We start from the raw sequence: 19,505 nt of genomic DNA, 5'->3' as shown, positions 1-19,505 counted from the left end.
TTCACAAATGCGATTATTAAGGTATGAACAATTACAACCACCTTTGCGATAATATAAACCAATTTATAAAAACAAATGATAATAAGATTTGTAAAACTTGAAATACAAGCCAAGCACATTCATAATTTTAAAGAACTCACAAAACACGAAAAACCCGATATTTTAGCTTTTAAAGGTTGTTCGTACCTTGAAGTTATGCAGGATATTTCAAATCCCAGTATCTTTTTTACACAAAGCCACTGGGAATCGGAATCGGCATTAAATAAATACCGTAAATCGGATTTTTTTCGTAGAAACTGGGAACAGGTAAAGCAATGGTTTAAAAATAAACCTGAAGCATGGAGTTTATCAAAAACTAACAACTAGCAGCTTATTCATATTCGTTATGCTACTAAAAATCCGCTATTTAGAATATAAAACAATAGATCAATTTGAATTAACAAGACTCTAATACACTAAAAACCAACAACAATATTTAGTTAATTGATTCACAAAATAATCTTAAATAAATCATAACATTTAATTATATAATTCGTAAATTCACGTTCATTAAATTATTTTGTTAATAATTAATAGATCTCTTTAAACAGATCCATTAATTCAAGAAATCTGCCATCCATGAATAGAGAAGTAAGTTATTTTAAACAGTTTTTTATATCGGTTGTAATAGGCTTTACCATATTATTTATTGCTTCTTTAATTTGGAATATACATGGCGAAAATCTATCAACTTACGAATTAGCAAAAGTAGAAGCAGAAGGGAACTTTAACAAAGATCTTACCTTTAGAAGGTGGACTGCTACGCATGGAGGTGTTTATGTTCCAATAACCGATTCTACAATTGCCAATCCTTATCTTAATTTTCTTCCAGACAGAGATATTACTACCACAACAGGAAAAAAACTTACATTGATAAATCCTGCCTATATGCACAGGTTAGTTTTTCAAATGAGTAATAAAAAAGATGGACAATTTGGGCATATTTGTAATACTTCACCTTTACATCCAGAAAATAAGGCTGACGAATGGGAAGAAAAAGCTCTTAAATTATTTACAACAGGAACTGAAGAAGAATACTACTCTACAGAACTAATAAACGGTAAGGAATATTTGCGTTACATAAAACCCATGAGAGTTGAGAATCACTGTTTAAAATGTCATGCAAACCAAGGCTATAAAGTAAACGATATTAAAGGTGGCATTAGTATATCTATTCCAATGGATAAATACAAGCCAATCTTAAGAGCTAAAATTAAGAGTATAATTTTTAACCATCTAATTATTTTTCTATTAACCTTTATAGTTGGAGCACTATCCTACCGACGCATTATAAAAGTTGTGAGACAAAGAGATGCATCAAGAATAAAAGCTAAAGAAAATGAAGAAAAATTAAAGGAACAGAACAAAAAACTAATATGGGCCAATGAAAAAGCCATCGAGAGCGATCGATTAAAAACAATATTCATTCAAAATATGAGTCATGAAATACGAACTCCCATGAATGCCATTCTTGGTTTCTCTTCTCTTCTTCTTGATGAATTCGATAATAAATCTAAATTAACAGAATATACAAAAATAATTACCCAACGTGGAAACGATCTCATGTTTATTATTAACGATTTACTAGATATCTCAAAAATAGAATCTAAAAATCTGAGTGTAAACATAGAACCACTTAATCTAAAAACCTTATTTTCGGAACTATTGCCGCTATTCCACGAAATTCAAAAAAGAAATGAAAAATCGCATATTAAACTGGTAATTCCAACTATTACTGAGGACCTAATTTTATATACCGACAAAGGAAAATTAAAGCAAATCTTCACTAATTTAGTTGGTAATGCGTTTAAATTCACACACGAGGGAAAAATTGAAATAGGCATGAAAATAGACAATCCAAGATTTATTACCTTTTCGGTAAAAGATACTGGAATTGGTATTCCTCCTGAAAAATTAAATTCTATATTCGATAGATTTGCTCAGGTTGAACAATCGAGTTCACGTTTATATGGCGGAACAGGACTTGGTTTATCCATTGTAAAAGGACTAATTAATAAACTTAATGGTGAAATAAATGTGGCTTCTGAAATAAATATGGGCAGTAAATTCTATTTTACACTTCCTTATAAGAAACAAAATTTAATAATGGAATATACCAATCCTAACAACAATATAAATCATAACTAAGAAGGATTTAAGTGACAACATGTAAAATAAGATTCTTAATAGATGAATTTATATATTACAAAAGAAATATATAAAGGTCGTTGGCATACAAAAAAGATCATAGTAATTATCTACCGCTAACCATAAAGCCTTAAGGCATAGTTATCAGTCAGATAAACTAATCATTCTAAAAAATAAGTTTGTACTTGCCAAACTACCATAGAAACTAGATGAAAACGAATTAAAGTCGCTAATACAGATGTATTAACTATCTTAGCAGATTAATATCAAGATATTGCTTACACATACCATATAAAGTAATATGAATTATTAATTCTAATTTACAACTTACATTCTACTGCTATTTGATAATGAATACAAAATCAACACAAAACAACAATCCCTTGCATGGCATTAAATTAGCCGAAATCGTTGAATTTCTGGAGGGATATTACGGTTGGGAAGAACTTGGAAAGATCATTAGAATTAACTGTTTTATAAAAGATCCATCTGTAAAATCTAGCCTGAAATTTTTAAGACGTACTCCCTGGGCCAGAGAGGAAGTTGAGAGTTTGTATCTCAAAATTATAAGTAAATATTAAAAATAACATAAAACCAGCTACATGTCTGAACTTTGCCCCCTTTGTTCTGGATTAGGAGAACCATTTCATAAAAACCCACGTCAACTTTTTTATCAATGTAAAAATTGTTCGGCCATATTTGCTGACAAAAATTTGCTCCCCGATGCAAAAAAAGAATATGCACACTATGCAAAACACGAAAATAATGTTGAAGACAAGGGCTACCAACAATTTGTTTCTCCGATAACACAAGCAATTCTAAAAGAGTTTACAAGAAAACATCAAGGACTCGATTTTGGAGCCGGAACAGGTCCGGTAATTTCAAAAATACTAAACGATAACAAGTTCAGTATAAAACAATATGATCCGTATTTTCACAACTATCCTGAATTGCTAAACGAAAACTACGATTATATTGCCTGTTGCGAGGTTATGGAACATTTTTTCCATCCTAAAAAGGAATTTGCACTACTTAAAAAACTGCTAAAACCTGCAGGAAAACTCTACTGCATGACTCATATTTATGATGAAAGCATTGATTTTGAAAAATGGTATTATAAAAATGATCCTACTCATGTGTTTATTTACAAAAAGAATACCTTGAATTGGATTAGAGAAAATATTGGTTTTTCAAAGCTGGAAATTCACAACAGATTAATTATTTTTTCCAACTAACAGTTTATACATGCTTTTAAAATATACCACAGGAAAATTACCCCCTAATTTTTTTATGCTAGGTTTTACCTTTATCATTATAGGAATAATAAGCATATATAATTCTGATTATTTTGGACTTATTTTTTTATTATTAGCCATTCCTTTTCTTTTTATTAGGTTAGGAGTAATGATCGATAGCCAGCAAAAACAAATAAAAAAATACACCGGTTTTTTTGGCCTTAAAATGGGAAAGTGGGTAAGCATTGCTCAAATTAAAAGCATTCAGATTATAAGAGTGCAGGAAGGTGCAAGTATGGCTGTTCTTTCAATAAATAGAAGTGAAACCAACATAAGCTTTAAAATTATTCTCTTAATGCCTAATAAAAAATTAGAATTAATGAGTGGTAGTGAAGAATTTATTAGTGCTAGCGCAAAGGAAATTGCTTCGAATCTTAACATTCCCCTAAAATTTCCAAAAAGTTTATAAACAAATACATTTTAAACATTTGCTAATTTCTCAAAAACTGTTCTAATCCTATTATCAAATTTCTTCTTTTATCTTAATCTGAATAAATATTTAAACTCTCGAATTGTTTTGTAAATTTGATTTTGAATTCTATCAAAAGCATAATACCGATTCATATTTACAATGATGAATTATTAAAAAACCCATAAAACACTAGGTCAATAGTAATCTTTAAATATCAATCAGTATTGTATCTTACTGATTTTAAAATAGTAGAAAAATGGACAGAAAACTAAAAGCCTTTGAGCGCTTACTGGATATAATGGATCAACTTCGCGAGGGCTGTCCCTGGGATAAAAAACAGACTTTCGAAAGTTTACGCACCTTAACCATAGAAGAAACCTACGAATTAGCCGATTCTATTTTAAAAGGCGAAAAAGAAGAAATAAAAAAAGAGTTAGGCGATATTCTTCTCCACATAGTTTTTTATGCAAAAATTGGTTCAGAAACCAAAGATTTTGATATTGCTGATGTTTGCGATGGTATCAGTGAAAAGCTTATTTACCGGCACCCACATATTTTTAGTGATACAAAAGTTAGTAGTGCAAAAGAGGTGGAAGAAAATTGGGAACAATTAAAGCTGAAAGAAAAAAATGGGAACAAAACCGTTTTACAAGGTGTTCCTACTTCTTTACCTGCCATGGTAAAAGCAAACAGAATTCAGGATAAAGTGCGTGGTGTAGGTTTCGATTGGGACGAAAAAGAACAAGTTTGGGACAAAGTAAAAGAAGAAATGCTTGAACTGGAAACTGAGATTAAGAAAGGCGACCAGGCAAAGATGGAAGAAGAATTTGGTGATATGTTTTTCTCATTAATAAATGCTGCTCGCTTATATGGAGTAAATCCCGAAAATGCTTTGGAACGCACCAATCAAAAATTCACAAAACGTTTTAATTACCTGGAAAACAAAACACTTAAACAAGGAATTAGTTTAAAAGATATGAAGCTTGAAGAAATGGATGAAATTTGGGAAGAAGCCAAACAGTTCGACAAGTAAACTTATAAAATACCAAAAGTGCCTTAAGATATCATATTCTTTAAGGCACTTTCTATTTTTATTAAAGTGAACTAATTCAATCTCAAATAATTTCTCCCTTATTACTAATTAGCAATAGCTCAAATTCATAATCATTAACAATCTGACTACAAACATCTATACATTTATTTTTTAATGCTTTAAAGAACAGTTCCTCTTCCGAAAAAGAAAATATACTTTCCAGTTCTCGTCCCATTTTTATCTCACCAATAGCATTTATCACCTTAACGGGATAATTACATTGTTTTGCCAAAGACTGCAAAAAATTATGATCGAGAACCACCTTCTTGCTATGCGTATCGAGATTTCCGGCAGCCAGTTTAACCGCTTTTCCCGTCATAATTCCCATTGTTGTTTTCTGTACTCCCGAACCATTAATAATTTTAAGCATTTCGCCAATAAAATTTCCATACTGCAAAAATGCCAAATCGTCTAATTCAGGAAAAGTACTTTTAAGGTATCGTTCACTTCTCCCTCCCGAATTAACAACAATATGTTTGTGCTTGTTCTCAACAGCCAAATCTACCTGCTTGCGAATACTTTGCATGTATGCATCTAAAGAATAAGGCTTTATTCGTCCTGTGGTTCCAATAATTGAAATGCCTCCAATAATACCAAGTTTAGGATTAAAGGTTTTGGCACCTAATTTTTTACCCAAAGGCACAAAAACAGAAACATCTACACCTTTATCAATCTCATAATCTTTTAAAATTTGCTCCAATTCGAAAATTATCATTTTTCGGGGGATAGGATTAATAGCTGGCTCGCCCAAAGGAATTCCCAACCCTTTTAGCGTAACGGTACCAACACCTTCTCCTTTTACAAATCGAATACAATTGTCATTGTTCCATTTTAAACATGCACCTATCTCCATTCCGTCGGTAACATCCGGATCGTCACCCGAATTTTTAACAACCGAACAAATTGCAAAATCATCTATTTTTATATTCTGGTGCAAAATCATTTTACAAACTCCTCCGTCGGCTAAGGTAATTTGCTCGGCATCCTGTTTTTCTTCTCCCAGCAAAAGTTTCAATGCAGCTTTCGCAGATATGGTAGCACAGCTTCCTGAAGTAAAACCCGGAGCCAGCTCCTGACGATCAAAAGCAAATTGAGCTTTTAAAAATTTCTGCAATCCTTCTCTATTGGTCACTATTGCAGTATAATCGGGCAAATTAGGACGGGAAATAACAAACAAAGAAATTTTATGCTTTATTGCCAATTCCATTTTCTGATCCAACAAACCCGAATAGCCACTTTCTTTACTTATCATGGCCTCAATACCTTCGGATAACAGCAAAGCTTCCTGCGATTCCATTCCTTCAAAAGCAGGTGAAATAATCAATTTAGAATTTTCAACACCTGCTTTTTTTGCTATTTTTATGGATGATGAAAAATCAAGAATTCTGTACCAAACATCAACACCGTCCAATTTAGAATGGATATCTGGCAAAGCCTTAACTCCCATTAAGGACAATATTTTCTTTGTTTTTGTCTTTTTTAAACGACATAATACATCATCTATATTGGAACAATAATGTACAAATTCACTTTCTACTCTTGGAACTGTATCTCTTTCAATTCTAACTACAGGTAAATCTATTTTTTCGGCAGCCGCAACAATATTAGCATGTAAAACATCTGCAAAGGGATGTGCAGCATCGAGAAGAAAATCAATTTTATTCTGCTTACAAAAAAATGCAATTTTATCCGTATCCATAACTCCACAAATACGAATACCAAATTTACTCTGGTAATTGCCAGAATTGGTTTTTGTTGAATAAAAATGTTCTATTTTTAAATCACTTAACCAATTCGATGCAGCCTTTCCTTCTGTTGTTCCTCCAAATAATAATACCTTCATCACCAGTTTATTCTACTCCTATTTTTATAGGACTAATTACTCCATTTACATTAAACACAGAGCAATGCCCTGTGTTATAAAATGCTACTCACTAAAAGCTAACTTGCTCTTATTTATGAATTTTCACTTGCTTTACGGCAGCCATGTGTAAATTTAGGATGGTAAAGTAATGATCTGTTTTTACGGTTACCAATAGCTTCTCCTACCACAATCATAACAGTTAAGGATAATTTATTCTCCTTTACTATTTTTACCAAATCTTTCAATTTTCCTCGCCATATTTTCTCCTCTTTCCAGGTTAATTTATGACAAACTGCCACAGGAGTATCTTCAGGATATCCTACCAATAAGTCTTTCTGCAATTTCTCAACCAAAGTAACGCTCAGGAATAAACAGATGGTAGATTGAAACTTTGCAAATTCCGACAACTGTTCACGAGGAGGCATTGGAGTTCTTCCTTCTCCTCGGGTTAAAATAATTGATTGTACTTTTTCGGGAATCGTAAACTGCGATTTTAAGCGAGCTGCTGCTGCCTGAAACGATGAAATACCCGGTACTATTTCGTATTGCATATTGTATTTATCGAAAAAGTTCATTTGCTCCTGTATAGCACCATAAATACAAGGATCTCCGGTATGCAAACGCACAACTAATCCTCCTTCATCGTAATGTTTTTTCATTACATCGAATTGCTCTTCTAGAGTAAGATCAGCCGAATTTCTAATTACACAGGATGCTTTTCCATAATCGGTTAATTCACGAGGAACAAGGCTTCCTGCATATAAAATTAAATCTGCTTTTTTTAGCAAATTCATTCCACGAACAGAAACCAAATCGGGAGCACCCGGGCCAGCACCTACAATAAATATCTCACCTTTTCTTTCCTGCAATGCATCCATTGCCAGAGCTAAGGTAAAATGCTTGCCATTATTATCAACATGTTTGCTTTTGGTTTGCAATAAAGAAGTTGCTCCACTTGCCAGTAAAGCCGATGCTTCGGATACATTTACGGCTCCCACCTCTTTGTGTGCTGCCGCCGAATAGCTTACTTCCTCTTTTTTCTCGTTTAATTGTTCGGCTGTATAAGTAATAAAGTTTAGATTCGTGGTTTCACTAAACTTTTTATAAGCTTCCTCTTCGGCTTTTACGGTAATACTATGAATACTTTTTAAAGATGAAAAAGCAAGATAATTAGCAGCAAAACAAGCTTTCAATTCTTTTTCGAATGCCTCAACATGAATTCCTTTTTGTGCTCCTGTTCCTACAACAATGCACTTAGGTCGATAAAATAAGGTCGGAATATTGCTTTTATAAACTCCAGGACTCACAGCTATCAGCAAATCAAAATCCTCTTGTTTAATATCGCCGAAATTATAAAATACCTCTACAAAATCAGGACAAGAAGCTAGTAGTTCATCTGTTCCTTCATTTTTAACATCTAGCAAAAGCGCTGTTTGCTTTTTATTTACAAAAGCTGCAATAAAATCATTCTCTGTAGAATTCTGATACTCATTTGTCCAATTATAATCTCTGCCAAATATATCCAGAGGCCATAAATTTAATGTATCGCTTGCTGTGGTAATGATTGCAGTTCCGTTTACAATTGCAGCAATTTGCTTTGCATACTCGTTGGCTCCACCTTTGTGTCCTGATAATACCGACTGCACAAATTTACCATTCACATCCAAATTAATTACTGCAGGATCTGTAGCTTTATCTTTAATAAAAGGAGCTATGCTTCTCACACAAATTCCCATTGCACCAATAAAAACCAACAAATCGATCTCTTGAAACTTCTCTTTTAAATAATCTTGTATGGAAGCAATCTTTTCGCTTCCAGGATATCCAGCTACCGAAACAATCAAACTTTTTTCCATTTTAGCTGCAATTCTTTCTGCCGTTGCTACTGCAAAACGGTTATTGATAATAAGTACTGTATTGCTCATATATTTTTACTTTTAACCACTAGCCTGCAGCTAACAGTTTTATAAATTCCTTTATTTTCTATACTTCTTATATGTTCTGCACAATTTTTTTCGCCTGGAAAATCACAATCGGATTATGATTATCTTGCTGGATACTCATCTGATCGCTTATCTCCATTTTTAAATCTTTAACTGCATTCAGAAAATCTTGCTTTGTGGATTCACTTACCGTATTAAAAACTATAATTCCATTATTTTCTATAACTGCGTGTAGTTTTCGCATCATTTCTGCTAATCTACCACCATGTCCGCCAATAAAAATACGATCAGGCCTATCAATTTCCGCTAAATCTATATTAAAAAAGTCATTGTGAATACCTACAATTCCGGGCACACAAAACTTTCGTTGATTTAATTTCAAAAGTCCTTTCGACTCCTCTCTTCGCTCAAAAGCTGTTACCTGCAAATGAGGTGCATACTGTTTGGCTTCAATAGAAATAGAGCCCGTGCAATAGCCAACATCCCACAGATGTTTAGCTTCGTTTAAGTTTAAAAAAGAAATAGAATTTAAACGAATACTACGTTTAGTAATCATTTTAGGGCGTCCATTTAATATGTAAAAATCCTTTTCGTGGATACCCAAAGTTCTTTTAATGGCTCGTTGCTGTATAAGAATTAAACAATTGGGATGAGAAAAATCTCTATTTATAGCCTCATCTAAAGACAATTCGGTACAATATTGGTCTTCTCCTCCTAATTTAGCACCAACAATCATTTTATAGTTGTCGAATCCTACATCGAGCATTCTTTTTGCTATGGTAGATGGCGTTTTTTTCTTATCGGTTAAAACACCAATAACTTTCTTGCCTCGAATTAATTCCTGATCTAAATTTACCCAATCTCTTCCGGTAAGCGTACAAATACACATTTCTCCGTAAGCCAATTGAAACTCTTGCGCCAATAATTGCAGACTATTAAAATAAGAATAGACTTTCATTTTAGCTTCTGGAAATCTGCGCTTAATCGTATTTCCAATACCAAAAAATAAGGGATCGCCCGATGCGATAACAACAATTGGCTCATCAATTTTCTCATAGGCCTTAAAAGTACCTTCCAGAGGAACAGCAATATCAATCCATTGGGCATTTTTAGGTAAATATTTAGCTACCAAATCGCGATGACGCTTTCCGCCTGAAAAATAGCGCTGACTTTTCAGCACTTCTTTTACTTCAGCAGAAAGGCTCACTTCCATTTTATCGGGTATGCCAATAATGTAGAAATTATACATCTCTTCCAGGTTTTAAATCGTAAGCATCTTCTAAACTCAAAATAGCATTTACAATAGTCGCTGCCAGTGTAGATCCTCCTTTTCGACCATCGATAATAACTGCCGCTAGATTTTTAAAACTTTTTACTCTGTGTTTCGATTCTTTCACATTTACAAATCCTACTGGTGCTGCTATTACTCCTGCAGGTTGTATATTTTTACTACGCATTAAATCTGTCAACTCAATTAAAGCTGTTGGTGCATTACCAAATACATACAATGCATCGGGGTGTTCTTCTACTGCCAATCGAATTCCTGCTTGTGTACGTGTTATTCCATGCTTTTCGGCCAAATCCATAGTTCGTGGATCATGCAAGTAACATTTTACCTCAATACCTAAACGCTCGCAGGTTTTCTTACGAATACCCGATTTTGCCATGGTTACATCGGTAATTATTACTCCTCCTTTTTGAAGATATTCGTTCAATTTTGGCGCTGCATTATTTTGAACCTTAAGAATTTTAGCCAACTCAAAATCTGCTGATGTGTGTATACAATGCAGAAGCATCCATTTTGTTTCTAATGGCAAATCCATTCCTTTTAATTCTGCCGCAATTGTTCTAAAACTTTCCTGCATAATTAATGGTCCCGGACGGCCATTTTGCTTTTCTTTACTGTAGTAACCTCGCGGCGTAATAAATCGATCTCCGGAAATATAACTCTGCGAATTTCCAATGATAACAACAGAGAACATATCTACAATTTCAGGATCAAAATCTTGCAAATTAGTTAAGGTTATTTCTTCTTCTTCACGAGCTGCCTGTCGAACTATTGCCACAGGTGTTGTGCCATCTCTCTCTTCTAAAAACAACTCTCTAAGACGATACAATTGCCAGTATCTTTTTTTACTTTTAGGATTGTAGATTGCAGTCACAAAATCGCCCATAGCAGCGGCTTTCATGCGCTTTTCTATCAACGTAAAATCAGTAAGTAAATCCGAAAGAGAAAGCAATACTAAATCATGACTTAAAGGAGCGCCTAATTTAGCAGCAGCTGCCTGAAATGCCGAAATTCCGGGAATCACATTTAATTCCACTTTCGATTCTGTTTTCTCCGCCATTTCGAATACCAAAGATGCCATTCCATAAATTCCGGCATCACCAGAACTTATAACCACCACATCTTTCCCTTGTTCTGCTAATTCAAAAGCCTTTTCTGCACGTTGCACTTCCTGTCTCATTCCAGTATCCATGCACTCAGTTCCTTCTTTTAAAAAACTTTCTATAAACCTAAAATAATATTTATAACCGATTACTACATCAGCATCTCTTATTGCATCAATGGCCGGATTTAAAAACATTTCAGGACTTCCTGGTCCTAATCCTGCAACAGTAATTTTTCCTAAAGTATTTGGCATGATATTTTATTTGTTTCCGTAAAAAATTAAAATGGCGAAGTAAGGAATCTTTCTGTCTCTCAAACTATCAATATCCTTACAAGTATACTGTTTTTTAGTTCCCAAATATTCGCCGTAAAAAAACTGAAATTTATTTTGTTCGATATATTCTTTAATCCAATCGCGAATTTTCGACATTTTCATTAAAACAAGAGTCTCATTTTGTTTTAATAAAAACTTTAACTCTTCTTCATTCTTAATATCAGGAGCTACTGTTAGCTTATCCTGCAAGGTGACAAGAGGTAATTTCCCTATCGAACCACCTAAAATAAAGGCAGGTACTCCCGGAATCATTTCAAAATTTATTTGATTCTTATTTAAATCATTTAACAAATATGAAAATGTACTAAAAAAAGAAATGTCTCCTTCGCTTACAACAGCAACCTGTTTACCGACTTTTACATCCTGTTCTATTTTAAGGTATAAATCTGAATAAGCTTTTTCGGCAAGTGTTCTATCCTTGCTCATTGGAACATTTACAGGCACAAACCTGGATTCTTCCAAATTTAATTGTTTTAAAATCAGCAAAGAAAAACTACTTATTTCTCCTTTTGGACCTGTAGTAGCCGGAAAATAAATTTTCTCTGCACTTTGCAAGCATTTTAAAGCTTTTATTGTAATTAAATCAGGATCTCCCGGACCAAGAGCAACTCCAATAACCTTCCCTTTTTGTTCAATCATATCTTTTACTATTCAGCTTGAAGATACATATCTGTTAAACAACAGTTTATGTATAAGCAAACAAAAAATTGTCTTTATATTTTAATTAAGTTGAATTGAAATTTAAGCGAAAAAAGAATTATGACAGATCAAAAAGAAATTCAGCTGTTGTTTTAGCAATATCAACAAAACTGGTGTTTGTTTTGCTAAAATCAGCATGTTCCACAAGCGTGGACACATTTATTTTCTTATAATCCTACTTTTATTCCCGAAAGTATCGATTAAACAACAATTTATAAGGCAGGTTTTCTGACTCTCTCCCTCTTGCTGCGCCTTCCCATATCTCTCATGAGATACAGTGACATAATACAGTAGAGTTTGGTATAGAGATTACAGCTGCGGGTACAGTTCCGGACTTCAACCGAATTCCCTCTTTAATAACAGATCTTACAATCTGATATTGCCAAATCACACAACAAATGTATGATTTTTAATTTGAGAATTATTGACCTGATCCCAAACAAAATACCTCCCATATTTAGCAAAAAACTTATCAGACTGAATATCTTAGTCTTATCAGAAAACAAACTCTTAATATCTGTCCGAGAACATATTAAATTACTTAATACATATTAACAATAAACAAATGAAAAACATTTTATATATTTATAATACGTTAAATACTAATACTATGAGTAGAATAAGACTTGAAATTGACGGAATCAGGATTTACCGCCCCAAAAAAAACTGGAAATTATACTTTATTATTGTTGCTGATCATCCAACAGAGCAAGATAAAATGATGGTAAGTACAATTCCTCAAGAACCATTTAAGCTAAGTAAAAGACACGAAAATGAATACTTCTTTGACACTCAGGACCTGGGTTCGGAGGGATTATTTATTTTAAGCAGGGAAATGCCTGCCGATAGAGAATTGAATGTTCATATCTATCTTAGACACACCCGAAAATCACAAAGAGACCTGGGAGCCATTTTAAAAGAAATTGAAAGTGGTATTGCGGGTGATGCTTTCGGAATCGTGACCGATATTGTTGGAGCTGCTACAGTTCCATGGTTAATAATATCAAAAAAATCCGTTTCGATGATTGGGAAGATATTAAATGATATTCCTGATAGAGATTTTGGCTTTGTGAGTGCTTTTGAACGTTTTGGAGATGAATTTGAAAGTCAAACAGAAATTGACCGAGAAAAAGATTTTACGGGAGATGCCTCTTTAATCTACAGTTGGTCTTTAGATGAGTAAAAAAATATATCTGTAAAAATTTAACTTATCAGGGATAATTTGATTTAAAAATGGTGCCCTTTACAAACAAAAGAGGTTGATAAATTATCAACCTCTTTTGTTTGTATTTTTATAGATATAAAAATCGTTTTATTTTATGAGTTGCGGTTTTTTGAAAAGGATCAACCTGCGCAACCACCATTTGAACCTGCGAAAATTTATTAACACGGGAATTCACATAAATCTGTAATTCCTTAATTAAATCATCAACAGTTTGATCGACATAATTCTCAACCTCTTTTTTCATATACTTATATTGCTGCTCGAGTTCTTCGTAATTAAAATGAACCATAGCAACTAATTTTCCTTTTTTCTCGACCACAACGGATTCTAGCACATGCTTAAAGTTGTTGATTACCGACTCTATTTCTTCCGGATAAATATTCTCACCACTGGCACCAACAATCATATTTTTTAATCGTCCTTCGATATATAAATAATTATCCTTATCTAATCTTGCCAAATCGCCAGTTTTAAACCATCCATCGTTGGTTAAAACCTCTTTGGTTTTTTCTGGCTCCTTATAATATCCCATCATCACATTATCACCCTTAGCCCAAACTTCTCCAATTTTAGTTTGCGGATTGGGATTATGAATTTTCAATTCCATTCCCATTATGGCAGGTCCTGTCGATTGATATTTCGTAATTGCAGGTCCTATACCAGCTAATAATGGTGCTGTCTCGGTTAAGCCATAACCAATTGCATAGGGAAATTTTGCTTCGCGCAAAAACAGTTCTACTGCAGAACTAAGCTTTGCTCCTCCAATTCCAAAAAATGTTAATTCTCCTCCAAATATCTGCATTAGTTTTTTTCCTGCAATACGATTTAATTGCTTGCGAAAAACAGGTATCTTATATAGAAATTTAGTAATTGCTTTCGAGTTGATTCCTGGCAATATTTTTCCCTTATATATTTTTTCGATAATTAAAGGTACCGAAAACATAATTGTTGGTTTCACTTGCTTTAAGGCAGCTATTAACAATGAAGGAACAGGTGCTTTACCAAGATAATAAATACAAGATCCTGCAATCATCGGAATTACAAATCCCAATGTATTTTCATAGGTATGAGATAAAGGGAGAATAGACAAAAAACGATCTGTCTCGTCAATCGGATGTATTGTTTTCGATCGAATAGCATTGGAACAAATATTCTTATGCGACAACATTACACCTTTAGAACTTCCTGTAGTTCCTGAGGTATAGATTATCGCAGCCATATCATCTTCATTTACCTGATAGGTATGCTGAGGAAGATCTTCTGAATTATACTGTAATTTCTCATTCTGCGAATCAACTAACTTAAAATCTTCTACTGCAACTTTATATTTTAAACTATCAGACTTTAAATTTTTAAGTTTAGGCAACAAGCCTTTCGAAACAAAAACTACTTTTGCCTCGGAATGATTAAGAATATTTTCTATCTCAGTTACACTAAACTCGGGTAACATTGGCACAACCACAGCTCCCATAAAGGTAGTTGCATAGTAAACAATACCCCAATTAGGCATATTTGTACTTAATATTGCTACTTTATCGCCAGGCTTAATACCTAGTTTTTCGTAAAATGAATGAAGTGCCTGAATATTGGAATATACTTCATTATACGAAAGAGGTTTTTGGCCAACAAGTGCCATTGCATTACAATTACCATGTTTTTTTACCGTTTTGGAAAAAAGAGCAGGAAATGTAAGAATTGTATTATTTTTCATCACGAAATATCTTTGTAAACAGTGCTATAACACTTTAATTATATCAATTGAATTAATCATTGCACAACTGCAAGTTAAAAAAAATATGATATTTGATCTTTATTTTTGCCATTTTACTCATTTCGATAAATATTTTCAATGATAGATAGTTTCTCTTAAAAAGATATAAAACACTGAAATAACAGCACATATAAATACAAAAATCTATAAAATTCAATTTCAGAGATCTAATTCATAAATCATGAAATAATTCTTTTTTTCGACACATTAGATGCATTAATTTCAATTTTCACAAGACAATACCTCCAGTCCTATTTGTACATTTTTATATTACGATAATTTTCTGCTAAAGTTTACATTTCGACAGCACTCATTCACCAAAAGAAATAAATAGTAATAAAAACCTATAGGTTAGGATCAACTTCAATATTTTCAAACAAAAAAAGATATTTGAAATTTTTTATACATATAATATTAGCAAACTTAAATTAATTACTTTTGCCAATCCTTAAATATTAATAATGAAGAGTTCAAAAAACACAAGTCTTGGATACATCTACGCCATGCAGGCATTTTTTGCATGGGGAATACTTCCTGTTTTCTGGAAACAAGTTAAACATGTTTCGGCACTGGAAGTATTATCTCACCGGATTTTTTGGTCTTTTATATTTCTATTGATATTATTATTTTGGACCAAACAGAAAAACACAAGCCAACTTTTAAAACAAAAACAAACAAGAAATAGTTTAATCTGCTCATCTGTTCTAATTGGAATAAACTGGGGTTTATTTATATATGCGGTAAATATCAATCAAATTGTAGAAGCCAGTCTGGGATATTATGTTAATCCGATTGTGAATGTATTATTGGGCATAGTTGTTTTAAAAGAAAAATTAGATAAATTAAAAATAACAGCCCTAATAATTGCTTCTATAGCAGTAATTTACTTAACTCTTGATTATGGCAAATTTCCATGGATAGCTATCATCTTGGCTCTATCGTTTGGATTGTACGGATTAGTAAAAAAGACAGCTGGAATTGAGGCAATACCATCTTTAAGTATAGAAACATTACTCCTTACACCACTAGCTGCGGCTTTTATTATTTACAAATTAATAGCTGGCAATGGAGGCTTTTTAGTTGGTTCCTATTCTACCAATACCTATCTCATGTTAACTGGAATTGTAACAACTTTACCTTTATATTGGTTTGCAAAAGGAGCCCAAAGAATACCTCTTTCGGCCATCGGTTTTATGCAATATATCGGGCCTACTCTAATGCTACTAATAGGTGTAATTATTTATAAAGAAGAATTTAAAAAAGAACAAGTCATTGCCTTTGGGCTAATTTGGTTTGCTCTTATGTTATATACAATTTCGATGATTAGAAATACAAGGAAATTAAAAAAAAATTAGTAATCTGTTTGTCATAACAATGGATTCTTTTAATTAAAATCAACTGGAAATTTCAATTCGAATCTGCTTCCTACCCCTTCCTCGCTACTCACTTTAATTTCACCTTTGTGAATCCGAATAAATTCACTAACAATACTAAGTCCCAAACCAGTTCCCCGCTCCTCTCTTAGTCCCTTTTTACTATTCACAAAACTCGTTTTAGCGAACAATAATTTTTGTGTATCCTCTGACATGCCAATTCCTGTGTCTTCAACTTGTATATAAATCACATCCTTATTTTGAGATGCTGATACACGAATCATCCCCTTCTCCCTAGTATATTTAAGCGAATTTGTAATTAAATTCATCAATATTATTTTAATGATATCCCGATCTGCCAAAATTTTATTTTGAATAGAATTTTCAAACTTCAAGTTAAGCTTACGTTTTTCAATCTCGGTATCATAAAATACCTTCAGTTCGCTAAACACCTCATTAAGGTTCAATGGCTCGGGCTTGAACTTTATTCTCCCAGCTTGTGATAACGACCAATGTAAAAGATTGGTTAATAACTTTAATCCCTCTTCAGAAGCCTGATTTAAATAAATGGCATATTCTTTTATTTTGGAATAATTACAATTGTCTATTTCTGATAATAATAACTCACTAAAACCAATAAGTGAATTAAACGGATTTTTTAAATCATGTGAAATTACCGAGAATAGCTTATCCTTGGCATTGTTCATCTCTTCGAGCTGTTTATTCATTTTTCGATTAGATAAATATCGCCAAATCAATATGAGCATAATTGCAATGAGTAAAACGACAATTAGCCATAAATTTATATATTTTAATTTTTGAGCATTTAGTTCCTGCTTTGTATTGCTAAGTGACTGTTCAATTCTAAAGCGATTACGCATTTGATTTACAATTTCTGAATGCTGAACTGTAAGAATAGAATCGTAAGGAGTAGAAAAATTATTATACCATTCAATAGCCTTTTGGTAATCATTTAAAATTTCATAAAATTTTACAAAGGATTCATACGATTTTAAAATCTTAGTATTTAAGTTTAAAGATTTTGATAAACTTAAAGCTTTATGAAGAGATTCTTCACCTATTTTTCGCTCCCCCTTATTCGCATACACCAATGCAATACCAATGTAATTATCTATTATTCCATAATAATATTTTCGTTCTTTGTTAAAAGCCAAAGCCCTTTTGTAAAACTCAAAAGCCTTATCATAATTTCCTCTTGAATAATATATATTTGCAATCCCCTGTAAACAAAAGGTTCCATATTTTACTGTCTTTAATCCAATACTTTCCTTATAAGCATTCTCGTAATAGGACATAGCCGTATCATAATCTCCTTTAGCCTCATAAGTATTTGCCATTTCAAGCAAAACAAGCCCAGCTCCCGTGTTATTACCTAACTCTTCCCATAATGCTTTAGCTTTCTTTAAATAAACCATTGCCGTATTAAAATCCTTTTCTGCACGACAAAGCAAGCCCATATTCATAAAAGAATATGACATTCCTCTTTTATTCTTTAGCTTTTGAAATAACTCTACGGATTTTACAGAAAATTCTCTAGACAAAGGAATATTTCCAGTTAACAAATACAAATCACCTAAATTGTTATAGGAATATGCCAGCTGAATCGAATCATTTTGCCGTAAACTGGTCTCTAAAGAGTGTTGAAAATAGAATGTAGCTTCCTTAATATTGTTTAGGTAGTGGAGATTTACAATCCCAATATAAGCATAAAGACGAGGCAATTCCTTTTTTAACTCATATTGCAAAGCTAACTCTAATCCCATTTTTCCAAGAATAATTGCTGAGTCAGATTTAATCTCCCTCAACTCCCAACATTCTTTCTGCAATTGTGTTACCTTTTTCAAGGCCTCATCTTGGGATAAATGCTTAACTTTTGAAGTTTGAGATATTGCATTGCAACCACATAATTCACACAATATTAAAATAATAATAAAACGAACAGATGCCATTGGCTTATGATTACAAGTAATTTTTTAAATTTAATTTTCACAAATATCACTCTTATATACATGAATACAAGACATTTTATATAAAAAGTTTAGAATCTATATCCATTTTTTACATAAAAAAGCCTGATCTATATTTATACAAATCAAGCTCTATTATATTATGTAATAAACAAGCATTTAAGGCATTCTTATGGCTAAGCCCAAGCTAATAAAAAAATCTGGTGACACCTTACTCAATCCAACACCGGTTGAAAAATCAAGTTGTAAATCTTCGTTAACTGCATAAGTAAGGCCTCCGTCCCATCGATGATCATTCTTACCTTCACCAGGTAAAAAACCATACAATTCAGCAAAAGCACCTAATTTCTCTGATAAACTCATACCAATCACGGCAGTATAAATTCCTACGGCATAATCTTCACCTTCCACACCACTCCAGGCAATACCAACGTTAGCTCCCAAAGACAAAGCATCGTTTAATGAATACTCACCATTTAATCTAAAATCGGCTCCTAAATTATTATTTTCGAAAGCTGAGGAACCTGTATTAGGAATCGATAAAGTTGACAAAAAAGCTAATTTAGGTAGACCATCGCCTTCCTCTCTCAAAAAAAACTTCGCACCAAGAGTAAGTGGACCAAAACCACTTTTATCGAAATCAGCACCATCTAATGATACACTAGTCCCAACATATTCAAAGCCCAGACGGACCTCTACATTCTCTAACAATCCATATCTTAATAGTGATGAATTATAACTGGTATTATTAATATTTTTATCGTATCGTTCAAAAGAGAATCCCGTCTCCAACTGAAAACTCTTAACAGACATAACATTAGCTGATTCTGTTTGATCCGGTCGGTCGGTTACCATTTCACTTTTATTCTGTGCCGTTACTACCAATACATTTAACGACAACAATATCATTGTAATTATATTTTTCATAA

The 19,505-nt window shown here is 32.8% G+C and carries 16 protein-coding genes and 1 riboswitch; of the genes, 8 read left to right on the top strand and 8 right to left on the bottom strand.

What is annotated here, in order from left to right:
- Positions 1–75 precede the first annotated feature (75 nt).
- The 6 genes from ACT3CE_RS07500 (at position 76) to mazG (ending at position 4,927) form a co-directional block, all read left to right on the top strand.
- The gene (locus tag ACT3CE_RS07500) at positions 76–366 is read left to right on the top strand and encodes a putative quinol monooxygenase (protein WP_444709146.1); all 291 of its coding nucleotides are present in this window, start codon (positions 76–78) and stop codon (positions 364–366) included.
- Between the two features lie 252 nt (positions 367–618).
- A complete protein-coding gene (locus tag ACT3CE_RS07495) occupies positions 619–2,187 on the top strand; it encodes an ATP-binding protein (RefSeq protein WP_444709145.1) in 1,569 nt (522 codons plus the stop codon).
- 350 nt (positions 2,188–2,537) lie between these two features.
- Positions 2,538–2,768: a VF530 family protein gene (locus tag ACT3CE_RS07490; RefSeq protein ID WP_444709144.1), complete on the top strand. Its 231-nt coding sequence runs from the start codon at positions 2,538–2,540 to the stop codon at positions 2,766–2,768.
- A 21-nt stretch (positions 2,769–2,789) separates the two neighbouring features.
- Complete coding sequence (locus ACT3CE_RS07485; protein ID WP_444709143.1) at positions 2,790–3,422, top strand: class I SAM-dependent methyltransferase; 633 nt, start codon at positions 2,790–2,792, stop codon at positions 3,420–3,422.
- Positions 3,423–3,432: 10 nt separating this feature from the next.
- Positions 3,433–3,891 carry a hypothetical protein gene (locus tag ACT3CE_RS07480; protein ID WP_444709142.1) on the top strand — a complete coding sequence of 153 codons (459 nt, stop codon included), beginning with the start codon at positions 3,433–3,435 and terminating at the stop codon, positions 3,889–3,891.
- Between the two features lie 259 nt (positions 3,892–4,150).
- Positions 4,151–4,927: a nucleoside triphosphate pyrophosphohydrolase gene (gene mazG, locus ACT3CE_RS07475; RefSeq protein ID WP_444709141.1), complete on the top strand. Its 777-nt coding sequence runs from the start codon at positions 4,151–4,153 to the stop codon at positions 4,925–4,927.
- A gap of 82 nt (positions 4,928–5,009) precedes the next feature.
- On the opposite strand, the gene cbiD is transcribed toward mazG, so the two are convergent.
- From cbiD to cobI, 5 genes are all read right to left on the bottom strand, one after another.
- Positions 5,010–6,830, bottom strand: a complete 1,821-nt coding sequence (cbiD, locus tag ACT3CE_RS07470; RefSeq protein ID WP_444709140.1) for a cobalt-precorrin-5B (C(1))-methyltransferase CbiD — start codon at positions 6,828–6,830, stop codon at positions 5,010–5,012.
- A gap of 113 nt (positions 6,831–6,943) precedes the next feature.
- Complete coding sequence (cobM, locus tag ACT3CE_RS07465) at positions 6,944–8,776, bottom strand: precorrin-4 C(11)-methyltransferase (RefSeq protein ID WP_444709139.1); 1,833 nt, start codon at positions 8,774–8,776, stop codon at positions 6,944–6,946.
- 67 nt (positions 8,777–8,843) lie between these two features.
- Complete coding sequence (gene cbiE / locus ACT3CE_RS07460) at positions 8,844–10,043, bottom strand: precorrin-6y C5,15-methyltransferase (decarboxylating) subunit CbiE (protein ID WP_444709138.1); 1,200 nt, start codon at positions 10,041–10,043, stop codon at positions 8,844–8,846.
- Positions 10,036–11,439: a precorrin-3B C(17)-methyltransferase gene (gene cobJ / locus ACT3CE_RS07455; RefSeq protein ID WP_444709137.1), complete on the bottom strand. Its 1,404-nt coding sequence runs from the start codon at positions 11,437–11,439 to the stop codon at positions 10,036–10,038. The genes cbiE and cobJ overlap by 8 nt, the downstream gene beginning before the upstream one ends.
- Positions 11,440–11,445: 6 nt before the next feature.
- A complete protein-coding gene (cobI, locus tag ACT3CE_RS07450; RefSeq protein ID WP_444709136.1) occupies positions 11,446–12,159 on the bottom strand; it encodes a precorrin-2 C(20)-methyltransferase in 714 nt (237 codons plus the stop codon).
- A 261-nt stretch (positions 12,160–12,420) separates the two neighbouring features.
- A riboswitch (cobalamin riboswitch) is annotated at positions 12,421–12,621 on the bottom strand.
- Positions 12,622–12,829: 208 nt separating this feature from the next.
- Here cobI and ACT3CE_RS07445 point away from each other — a divergent pair.
- Positions 12,830–13,402 (top strand): hypothetical protein, encoded by a 573-nt coding sequence (locus ACT3CE_RS07445; RefSeq protein ID WP_444709135.1) that lies wholly within the window; start codon positions 12,830–12,832, stop codon positions 13,400–13,402.
- A gap of 109 nt (positions 13,403–13,511) precedes the next feature.
- On the opposite strand, the gene ACT3CE_RS07440 is transcribed toward ACT3CE_RS07445, so the two are convergent.
- Complete coding sequence (locus ACT3CE_RS07440) at positions 13,512–15,155, bottom strand: AMP-binding protein (protein WP_444709134.1); 1,644 nt, start codon at positions 15,153–15,155, stop codon at positions 13,512–13,514.
- A gap of 521 nt (positions 15,156–15,676) precedes the next feature.
- On the opposite strand from ACT3CE_RS07440, the gene rarD reads away from it, so the two are divergent.
- On the top strand, positions 15,677–16,570 hold the full coding sequence (rarD, locus tag ACT3CE_RS07435; RefSeq protein ID WP_444709133.1) for an EamA family transporter RarD: 894 nt from the start codon (positions 15,677–15,679) through the stop codon (positions 16,568–16,570).
- Between the two features lie 29 nt (positions 16,571–16,599).
- Here the strand turns inward: rarD and ACT3CE_RS07430 are convergent, their stop codons facing one another.
- Together ACT3CE_RS07430 and ACT3CE_RS07425 are read right to left on the bottom strand one after the other, a co-directional pair.
- Positions 16,600–18,558, bottom strand: a complete 1,959-nt coding sequence (locus ACT3CE_RS07430) for a tetratricopeptide repeat-containing sensor histidine kinase (RefSeq protein ID WP_444709132.1) — start codon at positions 18,556–18,558, stop codon at positions 16,600–16,602.
- Positions 18,559–18,735: 177 nt separating this feature from the next.
- On the bottom strand, positions 18,736–19,503 hold the full coding sequence (locus tag ACT3CE_RS07425; RefSeq protein ID WP_444709131.1) for a transporter: 768 nt from the start codon (positions 19,501–19,503) through the stop codon (positions 18,736–18,738).
- Between the last annotated feature and the right edge of the window lie 2 nt (positions 19,504–19,505).

Source organism: Marinifilum sp. RC60d5 (assembly GCF_052400665.1).
Classification (GTDB): domain Bacteria; phylum Bacteroidota; class Bacteroidia; order Bacteroidales; family Marinifilaceae; genus JBQTGK01.
This window is presented reverse-complemented; position numbering and strand designations above follow the sequence as displayed.